This is a genomic window from Variovorax frigidus (assembly GCF_051216515.1).
In the GTDB taxonomy this organism is placed as follows: domain Bacteria; phylum Pseudomonadota; class Gammaproteobacteria; order Burkholderiales; family Burkholderiaceae_C; genus Variovorax.
Map to the genome: position 1 here is coordinate 1,054,985 of NZ_JBPJZF010000001.1, position 11,358 is coordinate 1,066,342.

The following is an 11,358-nucleotide window of genomic DNA, read 5'->3' on the forward strand; positions in this document are numbered from 1 at the left end:
GCGCGCCTAACGGGGGCCGAGCACGGCCATCACGATCTGCGAGGTGCAGACCAGTTCGCCGTCGTCGTCCCGGATCTCGATGGTCCAGGCCTGGGCGCCGTCCTCGTTCTGCAGCGGGCGTGTCACGCCGGTGATCCAGCCCGTCGACGGGCGCTTGAAGTGGTGGGCGCTGATGCTCAAGCCGACCGCGCGCCGGTCGTCCGGTGTCGCGTAGTGCGCGCCGCAGGAGCCCAGCGTCTCGGCCAGCACCACCGCCACGCCGGAATCCAACGTGCCCGCTTGGGACATCGTGCGCGCGTCCACGGGCGCCCGCGCGCGAATGAAGTCGTCGCCCACCTCCAGGAACTCGATGCCCAGCCGCTCGACCGCGGTCTGTCCATGGCTGCCGTTGAGCAGCGCCAGCGTCACGTCCTTCTGCCAAATTCGCATGGCCTGTCTCCGTTATAGGTCTGTCGCCATCGGTCAGCGCGTGGCCGAACGACCATCGCATCTCATCGATTCTCGCGCAACTGGAACAGGCTGGTCGCCTGCAGGTCGAGCACGCAGAGTTCGCGCTGATTGAACAGCTTCCATTGCCAGTCGAGGATGCCCAGCGATGGTCGCCGCTCGGAGACGCGCACGCCTATCACCTCCGCCCGCAGGCGCAGCACATCGCCGGGACGCACGGGCTGCGGCCACTTGACGTACTGCAGGCCGGGCGAGGCGAAGGACTCGGATCCGGCCAGCGCGGCGTCCGCGACGAGCCGCATGGCGATGGCGCAGGTGTGCCAGCCGCTGGCGATCAGTCCGCCGAAGGGCCCACCGTTCGCGGCCGCCGCGTCGGTGTGGAACCACTGCGGGTCGTAGGCGCGCGCGAACTGGAGCAGCTCGGCTTCGCTCAATGCGTAGGGACCGGCCTCGATGACCTGCCCCACATGGAAGTCGGCGAACTTCACGGCGCAATGCCGAAGCGCGGTGCACGCCGCTCGTTCAATGCCGCCAGGCCCTCGCGCGCATCGCTGCCGGCAAAGCCGATCATCTCGAGTGCCAGCGAATGCTCGAAGGCCGGCCAGGCCGCGCGCAGCCAGTGGTTGAGCGTGCGCTTGGTGAAAGCCAGCGCCGACGGGCTGCCGGCCGCGAGCTCCAGCGCGATCTGGCGCGCACGCGCCTGCAGTTCGTCGTCGGGCACCGAAAGGCTGACCAGCCCGATGCGCTCTGCCTCCTCGCCGCTCAGCGGCGCGCAGGTCAGCAGGTGGTACTTGGCCTTGGCCATGCCGCACAGCAAGGGCCAGACGATGGCCGCATGGTCGCCGGCCGCGACGCCGATCTTGGTGTGGCCGTCGATGATCTTGGCGCTGCGCGCCGCCACCGAGACATCGGCCAGCAGCGCCAGCGCGGCACCCGCCCCCACCGCCGCGCCGTGAATGGCCGAGACGATGGGCAGGTCGCAGTCGACCATGCCCTGCACGATCTGCCGGGCCTCGCGCATCACGCGCATGCGTTCGGCTTCGCTGCCCAGCATCTGCGCGACCAGCTCGACGTGGCCGCCGGCGCAGAAGCCCTTGCCCTCGCTGCGCACCAGCACGCTGCGCACGCCGGGCTCGACCGCCAGGCGCGGCCAGACCGTGCCGAGTGCCGCATGGCCCCGCACGCCGGTGGTCGGCATGACGCCGGGCGCGCCGAGCACGATCTCGGCCACGCCGTCGTCGCCCAGCAGCACGCGGAAGTCGTCGGTGTCCACGTTCATCGTTCGAAAGTCCGTCACGGGAAGATCCTTTCTTCTTTTGTCATCGGCGCTCAATAGGTCTCGAGGTGCAGCCGCCCCTCTTTCTTCAGCGCGGCCGCCAGCGGCTCCCAGGGCAGGCCGGCTTCTTCGGCCACGTCGCGCAAGGCCATCACCACGCCCTCTTCCATGCTCTTGAGGCCGCAGACATAGAAATGCGTGTGGCCGTCGCGCAGCAGCGGCACCAGGTCGGCGGCGCGCTGGCGCAACAGGTCCTGCACGTAGCAGCGCGGCTGCTCGGGCAGGCGCGAGAAAGCAAGGTTGATGTCGATGAAGTCCTTGGGCAGGCTCTGCAGTGGCCCGAAGTAAGGCAGCTCCTGCTGCGTGCGGGCGCCGAAGAAAAGCATCAGCTTGCCGCTCTCGAACCTGCCGCTCTTGCGCAGACGGCGGCGCCATTCGGTCATGGCGCGCATGGGTGCACTGCCGGTGCCGGTGCAGATCATCACGATGTGCGACTTCGGATGGTTGGGCATCAGGAAGGTGGAGCCGAAAGGCCCGACCACCGTCACCGTGTCGCCCACCTTGAGGTCGCACACATAGTTGGAGGCGATGCCACGCACGGCGTTGCCTTGGTGGTCCTCGACCACGCGCTTTACCGTCAGCGAGAGGTTGTTGTAGCCGGGCCGCTCGCCATTGCGCGGGCTGGCGACCGAGTACTGGCGCGGATGGTGCGCCTTGCCCAGCGCATCGGTTCCCGGCGGCACGATGCCGATCGACTGGCCTTCGAGCACCGGGAAAGGCAGCGCGCCGAAGTCGAGCACGATGTGGTGCGTCTCGCTCTCGTAGCCGGCCTCAGTGCAGTTGAAATTGCCAGTCACGATCGCAGTGACCGGCCTTTTTGGCGCATACAGGTTGGTGTACGCATGCGCGGCCGACCAAGGCGGCGTGGTAGCGCCGTAGCTCGCGGAGTTGAAGATCGTCTCGCCGGTCGACGCGGCCGGCGCCTCGGCCACCACCGGCTCGGCCAAGGCCTCGCCTGCGTCCACCCCGGCCGCCGCGAGTTCGTCGGCGCTCAGCTCGGGCGGCAGTTCTTCCCACCCGAACTGCTCCTCGATCGAGTAGGCCCGCACCACGGGCAGGGTGCGCCAGTTGTCGATCGAGCCCGTGGGGCACGGCGAGATGCAAGCCATGCAGCCATTGCAGACATCGGCGCGCACGACGTAGTTGTTGTCGTCGTGCGTGATCGCGTTCACCGGGCAGGTGGCTTCGCAGGTATTGCAGCGGATGCAGATCTCGGGGTCGATCAGGTGCTGCCTGATCACGCCCGCTTCAACGACCATTTCCATGTTTTTCTCCTTTCCCTCGCCCCATGGGGAGAGGGTCAGGGTGAGGGGGCGACAGCTTGTCATGGGGACGCCGCTTACCCTCACCCCTGCCCTCTCCCCACAGGGGAGAGGGGGTCATACCCCATGCGATCAACCGAAGCGCACGTATTCGAAATCGACCGGCTGGCGGTTGATGCCCATCACCGGCGGCGCGATCCAGCCGGCGAACTTGCCGGGTTCGATCACGCGGCCCATCAGCGAGGCGACGAAGGCGAAGTCCTCGGGCGTGGGCAGCCATTCGCTCTTGCGCGCGGCCCACTCCACGTCGCCCACCACCCGGCCGTCGGGCGACATCTTGATGCCGGCCAGCGCGCCGATCTGGCGGTTGAAGGCCTTGTGCGGCACGGTGAGGCGGGTCGGGATACCCGCCTTCTCCAGCACCTTGTTCCAGCGGCCGACGCCGGCCACCGAGTCCTTGATGAAGTCGTCGCGCAGCACTTCGTTGAGCGCGTTGAGCATCGGCACGTCCTTCTCGACCAGCTGGCCTTCCTTGACCTCGAGCACCTTGTAGGTCTGGCCCTTGAGAATGTGGTCGTCGGTGCGCTTGCCCTCTTCGTACCGGCCCTTGAGGCCCGAGCTGTAGAAGATCGCGGCGTTGCTCGACTGGTCGGCACCGAACAGGTCGATGGTCACGCTGTAGTGGAAGTTCAGGTAGCGCTGGATCGTGCCCAGGTCGATGCAGCCCGCAGCGCGCACCTTCTGCGGGTCGTCGGTCTTGAGCTCGTTCATCACGGCCGCGGTGCGCGCCAGCACGCGCGACACGCCGCTCTCGCCCACGAACATGTGGTGCGCTTCCTCGGTCAGCATGAACTTGGTCGTGCGGGCCAGCGGATCGAAGGCGCTCTCGGCCAGCGCCGACAGCTGGAACTTGCCGTCGCGGTCGGTGAAGTAGGTGAACATGAAGAAGGCCAGCCAGTCGGGCGTCTTCTCATTGAAGGCGCCCAGGATGCGCGGGTTGTCCACGTCGCCCGAGGTGCGCTGCAGCAGGGCCTCGGCTTCCTCGCGGCCGTCGCGGCCGAAATGCTTGTGCAGCAGGTACACCATCGCCCACAGGTGGCGGCCTTCCTCCACGTTGATCTGGTAGAGGTTGCGCAGGTCGTACATGCTGGGCGCGGTCAGGCCCAGGTGGCGCTGCTGCTCGACCGAGGCGGGCTCGGTGTCGCCCTGCGTCACGATGATGCGGCGCAGGTTGGCGCGGTGTTCGCCCGGCACGTCCTGCCAGGCCTTCTCGCCCTTGTGGTCGCCGAAGTGGATCTCGCGGTTGGCATCGCCCGGATTCAGGAAGATGCCCCAGCGGTAGTCGCGCATCTTCACGTGGCCGAACTGGGCCCAGCCCTGCGGGTCGACGCTGACCGCGGTGCGCAGGTAGACGTCGTAGCCGGTCGAACCATCGGGGCCGACGTCGTCCCACCAGTTCACGAAGTTGGGCTGCCAGCCTTCGAGCGCGCGCTGCAGCGTGCGGTCTTCGCTGAGGTTGACGTTGTTCGGGATCTTGTCGCTGTAGTTGACGGTGCTCATGGCGGACTCTTTCTTTCGGCGGGTGCGTTGTGGCGGAAGAGATTTCTGTTCGGGAGCACAGCGGAACCGGCTTTGCCGGGCCGCCAGTGCTGCCCCCTGAAAGGGGGTGGGCGCTGCGACACGAAGTGCGCAAGCCTGGGGGGTTAGACACGTCCCATGTCGAAGCCGGCCTTTTCGCCGGTGCCGTAGACCTTCAGTGCCCCCTTGGCGCCGACCGCGTTGGGCCGGTTGAAGATCCAGTTTTGCCAGGCGGTGAGCCGGCCGAAGATGCGGGTGTTCATGTTTTCCTTGCTGGCGAAGCGCAGGTTGGCCTCCAGCCCGGTCAGGGCATCGGGCGACATGGCCGTGCGTTCCTCGATGGCCATGCGCAGCTCGTCTTCCCAATCGATGTCGTCGGGCGCCGCCGTGACCAAGCCCAGCCTCAGGGCCTCGTCGGCATCCAGCGCGCGGCCGACCGCGCCGCGTGCGGCCTCGAGCGGCGCGCTCTCTTCGTAGAAGCGGCGCTGCAGCCGGCTCTGGTCGTTGACCATCGGGACGAAGCCGAAGTTGAATTCGTCGAGCGTGAGCTTCGGCGCACGCTCGGCATCGTCGGGCAGCGCCAGCATGTAGGTGCGGTCGGCCGCGAAGGCCAGCTCGGCCAGCGTTCCGGCGAAGCACGAGCCCGGTTCGACCAGCGCGAACAGCGTGCGTGAGGACACGTCCAGCCGCGCCAGCGTGCGGCGCAGCGCGCCGAGGGTCTCGCGCACCAGCCAGTGGTCTTGATGGGCCAGCATGGTCGCGTCGTTCGCGAGCACGGCCTGCGCGTCGCCTTCGGTCTTGAGCAGCCAGGTGCCGATGTCGGGCTCGTTGGTGCGCAGGTTGAGGATCGCGTCGTCGAGTTGGCGGCACATGGCCAGCGGCCACCAGTCGGCGCCCGCGGCCTCGATGGCAGCGACGTCGCCGGGCTGGGCGCCCGAGGGTGCCTGCACGGTCAGGGTCGCGGTGCGACGGCTGCGGTCGATGTCGACGCTCACGTGTGCATAGCGCAGGCTGTCGGGCGTTTCTTCACGTTCGACGCGCGCCAGCTTCACGCCCTGTGCGCCCTTGTCCGCGCGACGACCGCCCTCGCCCAGCTTCGCGGCGCGCTCCTGCACCATCGCACCGAATTGCGCGGGCTTGGCGATCGCATCGACCAGGCGCCAGTCCACCGCGCGCTGGCCGCGCACGCCTTCGACGCTGGTGCAGAAGATGTCGGCCAGGTCGTGGCGCACATGGCGCTTGTCGGTCACGCGGGTCAGGCCGCCGGTGCCGGGCAGCACGCCCAGCAGCGGCACTTCGGGCAGCGACACGGCCGAGGAGCGGTCGTCGACCAGCACGATCTCGTCGCAGGCCAGGGCCAGCTCGTAGCCACCGCCCGCGCAGGCGCCGTTGACGGCGGCCAGGAACTTGAGGCCCGAGTGCTTCGACGAGTCCTCGATGCCATTGCGCGTCTCGTTGGTGAACTTGCAGAAGTTCACCTTCCAGGCATGGCTCGAGACGCCCAGCATGAAGATGTTGGCGCCCGAACAGAAGATCCGGTCCTTGCCGCTGGTCACGATCACCGAGCGCACCTGCGGGTGCTCGAAGCGCACGCGGTTGAGCGCGTCGTTGAGCTCGATGTCCACCCCCAGGTCGTAGCTGTTGAGCTTGAGCTTGTAGCCCGGACGGATGCCGCCGTCCTCGGCGATGTCCAGCGTGAGCTGCGCGACGTCGTCCTGCACGGAGAGTTTCCAGTGCCGGTACTGGGCGGGTTCGGTGCGGTAGTCGACGCGGGGGGCGGTGTCAGGGGTGGGGGTCATGCGGGTCTCCGTGAAACGAAAGAACAAGAAACATAGTGCATTTCTCGATCGCCTGACATGCATCATCATGCATGCGACCATGCAAGTCAATGCCTGTTGCGTTTTTCTTCAGTTACGGAGGCGCCGCCGGCGCCGGGTTCAGGAGGCGGCGGCGATGGCGGCGCGCACGCTGCCGCGCAGGGCCTTGAAGCTCTGCTCCAGCGTCTGGCCGCTGGTGTCGATCTGCAGGTCGGCCTTCGAATAGAAGGCGGCGCGGCCGTCGAGGATGCGGTGCAGGTCGTCCATCGCCTCCTTGCTGGCGGCGATCGGGCGGGTGTCGCCCTGCGCCACCACGCGGCCCATGTGCTCCTCGGGCGCGGCGCGCAGCCACACCGTGGTGCAGTGCGACAGCAGTTCGTTGAAGGTGGCCGGGTCCGACACGATGCCGCCCGGCGTGGCGATCACCACCTCGCTGTGGATCTGCACCACCTCTTCGAGCGCGCGCCGCTCGTAGCGCCGATAGGCGCTGGTGCCGTAGAGGTCGTGGATCTCGCGCACGCTGCAGCCGGCCAGCGTCTCGATCTCGCGGCTCAGCTCGATGAAGGGCACGTCGAGGTCCTGCGCCAGCAGCGGCCCGAGCGTGGACTTGCCCGCGCCGCGCAGTCCGATCAGCGCGATGCGCCGGTGCCGCGCCGCATCGCCGCGGCCGCTGCCCAGCAGTTCGCCCAGCGCGAGCCGCGCACGGCGCAGGTCGGCCTCGCTGCGGTGCTCGAGCAGTTCGCGGATCAACAGCCACTCTGGCGAACTGGTGGTGACGTCGCCAACCAGTTCGGCCAGCGAGCAGTGCAGCGCCGTCGCCACCTGCTGCAGCACCAGGATCGAGGCATTGCCCATGCCGTATTCGAGATTGGCCAGATGGCGCTCCGACACCTCGGCCGACAGCGCCACCGCCTTGCGCGTGAGCCCGCGTTGCGCGCGCAGGTTGCGCACCCGGTCGCCCAGCGCGGCCAGCAAGGGATTGCGCACCGCCTCCGCAACTGTCGGCTCAGGCGACTCCGCCGCCACTTCCCCCGCCTGCACTTCCTCAGTCATGGAACTCCTCAATTCAGTCACGTGATTTTGCGCGCTCAGGGTAAACGCCATACATGCACTATGTTGCTTGACAACATGCATCATGGTGCCTATTGTTCGATGAGACGCAAGATACTGCACGCAGCCCAAAGCTGCAACCGCACTTCACCTGCAAGACCGTTCGCCCCACGACGAAGACCATGTCCAAAGAAAACTTCCACCAGTTGGTGGCCAACCTGACAGCGCAGATCGCGGGCCGCCCGCTCGACGACGCGCTCGACCGATGGCTCAACGCCGAGCACGGCGCCGGCAGCCCCACCTTCGTGGCGCTGCAGCGCGCCTGCCTCGAAGGCGTGGCCGAGCGCTGGCTCTGCGAGCGCGATGGCGGCGGCATCCGCTACGGCCGGCCCTTCAAGCCCGAGGACGCACTGCACCGCTTCTCGGTCGACGTGGTCGACATGACCGATCTCGCGGGCCCGCACCACACGCATCCGAACGGCGAGATCGACCTGATCATGCCGCTGGAGGGCGACGCCACCTTCGACGGCCGCCCGGCCGGCTGGTGCGTCTACCCGCCGGGCAGCGCCCACCACCCGACCGTCGCACAGGGCCGCGCGCTCGTGCTCTACCTGCTGCCCGAAGGCCAGATCCAATTCACGCGCCACTGAGGCCACCGGACCGACCGCACCCATGACCGAACTTCTCGCCAACCACGTCGCCGGCCGCTGGCAACACGGCACCGGCACCGGCACGCCGCTCTTCGACCCCGTGCTCGGCACCGAACTGGCCCGCGTCGATGCGACCGGGCTGGACCTGCCCGAGGCCTTCCGCTTCGCCCGCGACACCGGCGGCGCCGGCCTGCGCGCCCTCACCTACCGGCAACGCGCGGCCCTGCTCGGAGCGGTGGTCAAGGTGCTGCAGACGCACCGCGACGCCTACTACGAGATCGCCACCGCCAACTCGGGCACGGTGAAGAACGACTCCGCGGTCGACATCGACGGCGCGATCTTCACGCTCGGCCAGTACGCCAAGTGGGGGGATGCGCTGGGCGACGTGCAGGTGCTGCGCGACGGCGACGCGGTCAAGCTCGGCAAGGAGCCGGTGTTTCTGTCGCAGCACCTCCAGGTGCCGACGCAAGGCGTCGCGCTGTTCATCAACGCCTTCAACTTCCCGGCCTGGGGGCTGTGGGAGAAGGCGGCGCCGGCGCTGCTCTCGGGCGTGCCGGTGATCGTGAAGCCCGGCACCTCCACCGCCTGGCTCACGCAGCGCATGGTGCGCGACGTGGTCGACGCAGGCGTGCTGCCGGCCGGCGCGCTGTCGGTGATCTGCGGCAGCTCGAACGGGCTGATGGATGCGCTCGAGCCCTTCGACGTCGTGTCCTTCACCGGCTCGGCCGAAACCGGCGCGCTGATCCGCTCCCACGCGGCCGTCGCGCAGCGCTCGGTGCGCGCAAACATCGAGGCCGACAGCCTGAACTCCGCCCTGTTGATGCCCGACGCGGCGCCGGGCAGCGAGGCCTTCAACCTGCTGGTGCGCGAAGTGGTGCGAGAGATGACGGTCAAGAGCGGGCAGAAGTGCACCGCCATCCGCCGCATCCTCGTGCCGGCCGACGTCTACGACGCCGCGGCCGAAGCCATCGGCGCCAAGCTGCGCGCCATCACCGTGGGCAACCCGCGCAACGAGAGCGTGCGCATGGGCTCGCTGGTGAGCCGCGCGCAACTGCAGTCGGTGCGCGAAGGCCTGGCCACGCTGCGCCAACAGGCCGAGCAGCTGCACGACGGCAGCCAGCAAGCGCTGATCGACGCCGACCCCGCGATCGCGGCCTGCATCGGCCCGGTGCTGCTGGGCGCGAAGGATGCCGACGCGGCCCCCCTGGTGCATGACGTCGAGGTTTTCGGCCCGGTCGCCACGCTGCTGCCCTACCGCGACGCCGAGCACGCGATCGCGCTGGCGCACCGCGGCCAGGGTTCGCTCGTGACCTCGCTGTACGGCAGCGACGAGAGCGCGCTGGCACGCACCGCCGTGCGCGTGGCCGCGAGCCATGGCCGGGTGCACGTGGTCACGCCCGATGTGGCGCAAGCCCACACCGGCCACGGCAACGTGATGCCGATGTCGCTGCACGGCGGCCCGGGCCGCGCGGGCGGCGGTGCCGAACTCGGCGGGCTGCGCGCGCTGGACTTCTACCACCGCCGCAGCGCGGTGCAGGCCAGCCCTGCGGTGCTGGCCGCGCTCGGGCTGTAGCCGACGCACGGGCCCGAACAGAACGCGCCGGCATCCACGGCCTCAGGAGACACACAATGAACCCGCCCACCGACTTCAACTTCGCCGAGCACCTGTTCGCGCTCAACCGAGGCCGCGCGCAGAAGCTGGCCTACATCGACGACCGCGGCACGCTCGGCTACGGCCAGCTCGAGGACCGGGCCCGCCGGCTGGCGAGCGCACTGCGCGCCGCGGGCCTTCAGCGAAAGGACCGCGTGCTGCTGCTGCAGCTCGACAGCAGCGACTGGCCGGTGAGCTTTCTCGGCGCGCTCTACGCGGGCCTGGTGCCGGTGGCGGTCAACACGCTGCTGACGGCCGGCGACTACGCCTACATGCTCGACCACAGCGGCGCGAAGGCCGCGCTGGTCTCGGGCGCACTGGTGCCGGTGCTGCAGGATGCGATGGGCCGCGCGCCGCATGCGCTGAAACAGCTGTTCGTCTCGCAGCCGACCGCGGCGCTGCCGCCGAGCGGGCTCGACTTCGAGGCGCAGATCGCGGCCCACGCACCGATGGCCGCGCCCGCGCCCACGCTGGCCCAGGACCACGCCTTCTGGCTCTACTCCTCGGGCTCGACCGGCCGGCCCAAGGGCACGGTCCACACCCACGGCAACCCGTGGTGGACGGCCGAGCTCTACGGCAAGCCGGTGCTGGGCCTGACCGAGGACGACGTCTGCTTCTCCGCCGCCAAGCTCTACTTCGCCTACGGACTGGGCAACGGCCTGACCTTCCCGCTGTCGGTCGGCGCCACGGTGGTGCTGATGGCCGAACGGCCCACGCCCGACGCCACCTTCCGGCGCTGGACCGGCGAAGCGCAGGCCGCGCACGGCACGGCCGTCAAGCCGACGGTCTTCTTCGGCGCGCCCACCGGCTTCGCGGGCATGCTCGCCTCGCCGGCCAAGCCCGCGCGCGAAGCGGTCGCGCTGCGCATGTGCTCGTCGGCCGGCGAGGCGCTGCCGGGCGAGATCGCCGAGCGCTTCAAGGCGCACTACGGCTGCGAGATCATCGACGGCATCGGCTCGACCGAGATGCTGCACATCTTCATCTCCAACCGGCCGGGCGACATCCGCTACGGCACCACCGGCCGCCCGGTCGAGGGCTACCGGATCGAGCTGCGCGGCGAGGACGGCCGGCCCGTGCCCGACGGCGAGGTCGGCGACCTCTACATCCATGGCCCGAGCAGCGCGCTGATGTACTGGGGCAACCCGGAAAAAAGCGCCGCGACCTTCCGCGACGGCTGGACCCAGAGCGGCGACAAGTACTCGCGCGATGCCGACGGCTACTACACCTATGCCGGGCGCAGCGACGACATGCTCAAGGTCAGCGGCATCTACGTCTCGCCCTTCGAGGTCGAGGCCACGCTGATGCGGCATCCGGCCGTGCTCGAGGCCGCGGTGATCGGCAAGCAGGACAGCGACGGTTTGACCAAGACCAAGGCCTTCGTGGTGCTGAAGAACGGCAGCGCGGCCACGGAAGAAGAGCTCAAGGCCTTCGTGAAGCAGCACCTGGCGGCCTACAAGTACCCGCGCTTCATCGAGTTCGTCGACGAGCTGCCGAAGACGGCCACGGGCAAGATCCAGAGATTCAGGTTGCGCGAGCAGGAGCAACAGGCGTGAGGAAGTCCTTGTCT

The 11,358-nt window shown here is 68.8% G+C and carries 10 protein-coding genes; 3 read left to right on the plus strand and 7 right to left on the minus strand.

The window, feature by feature from the left end; all coding sequences use genetic code 11:
• Window positions 1–6: 6 nt before the first annotated feature.
• The 7 genes from ACSFBC_RS04955 to ACSFBC_RS04985 form a co-directional block, all read right to left on the minus strand.
• Window positions 7–429 carry a hotdog fold thioesterase gene (locus tag ACSFBC_RS04955; protein ID WP_435509184.1) on the minus strand — a complete coding sequence of 141 codons (423 nt, stop codon included), beginning with the start codon at window positions 427–429 and terminating at the stop codon, window positions 7–9.
• 62 nt (window positions 430–491) lie between these two features.
• The gene (locus ACSFBC_RS04960) at window positions 492–935 is read right to left on the minus strand and encodes a MaoC family dehydratase (RefSeq protein WP_435509185.1); all 444 of its coding nucleotides are present in this window, start codon (window positions 933–935) and stop codon (window positions 492–494) included.
• The gene (locus ACSFBC_RS04965; RefSeq protein WP_435509186.1) at window positions 932–1,726 is read right to left on the minus strand and encodes an enoyl-CoA hydratase/isomerase family protein; all 795 of its coding nucleotides are present in this window, start codon (window positions 1,724–1,726) and stop codon (window positions 932–934) included. The genes ACSFBC_RS04960 and ACSFBC_RS04965 overlap by 4 nt, the downstream gene beginning before the upstream one ends.
• Window positions 1,727–1,776: 50 nt before the next feature.
• A complete protein-coding gene (gene boxA / locus ACSFBC_RS04970) occupies window positions 1,777–3,048 on the minus strand; it encodes a benzoyl-CoA 2,3-epoxidase subunit BoxA (RefSeq protein WP_435509187.1) in 1,272 nt (423 codons plus the stop codon).
• A gap of 129 nt (window positions 3,049–3,177) precedes the next feature.
• Window positions 3,178–4,605, minus strand: a complete 1,428-nt coding sequence (boxB, locus tag ACSFBC_RS04975) for a benzoyl-CoA 2,3-epoxidase subunit BoxB (protein ID WP_435509188.1) — start codon at window positions 4,603–4,605, stop codon at window positions 3,178–3,180.
• 143 nt (window positions 4,606–4,748) lie between these two features.
• Entirely contained in the window at window positions 4,749–6,422 is a 1,674-nt protein-coding gene (gene boxC / locus ACSFBC_RS04980; RefSeq protein ID WP_435509189.1) for a 2,3-epoxybenzoyl-CoA dihydrolase, read from the minus strand.
• A gap of 138 nt (window positions 6,423–6,560) precedes the next feature.
• Window positions 6,561–7,493 (minus strand): helix-turn-helix transcriptional regulator, encoded by a 933-nt coding sequence (locus ACSFBC_RS04985; RefSeq protein ID WP_435509190.1) that lies wholly within the window; start codon window positions 7,491–7,493, stop codon window positions 6,561–6,563.
• Between the two features lie 179 nt (window positions 7,494–7,672).
• Here ACSFBC_RS04985 and ACSFBC_RS04990 point away from each other — a divergent pair, with 179 nt between their 5' ends.
• The 3 genes from ACSFBC_RS04990 to ACSFBC_RS05000 are packed head-to-tail and all read left to right on the plus strand — an operon-like array spanning window position 7,673 to window position 11,344.
• Complete coding sequence (locus tag ACSFBC_RS04990; RefSeq protein WP_435509191.1) at window positions 7,673–8,140, plus strand: 4-hydroxylaminobenzoate lyase; 468 nt, start codon at window positions 7,673–7,675, stop codon at window positions 8,138–8,140.
• Between the two features lie 22 nt (window positions 8,141–8,162).
• Window positions 8,163–9,713, plus strand: a complete 1,551-nt coding sequence (locus ACSFBC_RS04995; protein WP_435509192.1) for a 3,4-dehydroadipyl-CoA semialdehyde dehydrogenase — start codon at window positions 8,163–8,165, stop codon at window positions 9,711–9,713.
• A 56-nt stretch (window positions 9,714–9,769) separates the two neighbouring features.
• Window positions 9,770–11,344: a benzoate-CoA ligase family protein gene (locus ACSFBC_RS05000; protein ID WP_435509193.1), complete on the plus strand. Its 1,575-nt coding sequence runs from the start codon at window positions 9,770–9,772 to the stop codon at window positions 11,342–11,344.
• The last annotated feature ends 14 nt before the right edge of the window (window positions 11,345–11,358 follow it).

Excerpts from the sequence above, each read along its gene's own strand:
- ACSFBC_RS04955 (WP_435509184.1), bottom strand. The coding sequence starts at position 429 with ATGCGAATTTGGCAGAAGGACGTGACGCTGGCGCTGCTCAACGGCAGC.
- ACSFBC_RS04965 (WP_435509186.1), bottom strand. The coding sequence starts at position 1,726 with ATGAACGTGGACACCGACGACTTCCGCGTGCTGCTGGGCGACGACGGC.
- boxA (WP_435509187.1), bottom strand. The coding sequence starts at position 3,048 with ATGGAAATGGTCGTTGAAGCGGGCGTGATCAGGCAGCACCTGATCGAC.
- boxB (WP_435509188.1), bottom strand. The coding sequence starts at position 4,605 with ATGAGCACCGTCAACTACAGCGACAAGATCCCGAACAACGTCAACCTC.
- boxC (WP_435509189.1), bottom strand. The coding sequence starts at position 6,422 with ATGACCCCCACCCCTGACACCGCCCCCCGCGTCGACTACCGCACCGAA.
- ACSFBC_RS04985 (WP_435509190.1), bottom strand. The coding sequence starts at position 7,493 with ATGACTGAGGAAGTGCAGGCGGGGGAAGTGGCGGCGGAGTCGCCTGAG.
- ACSFBC_RS04990 (WP_435509191.1), top strand. The coding sequence starts at position 7,673 with ATGTCCAAAGAAAACTTCCACCAGTTGGTGGCCAACCTGACAGCGCAG.
- ACSFBC_RS04995 (WP_435509192.1), top strand. The coding sequence starts at position 8,163 with ATGACCGAACTTCTCGCCAACCACGTCGCCGGCCGCTGGCAACACGGC.
- ACSFBC_RS05000 (WP_435509193.1), top strand. The coding sequence starts at position 9,770 with ATGAACCCGCCCACCGACTTCAACTTCGCCGAGCACCTGTTCGCGCTC.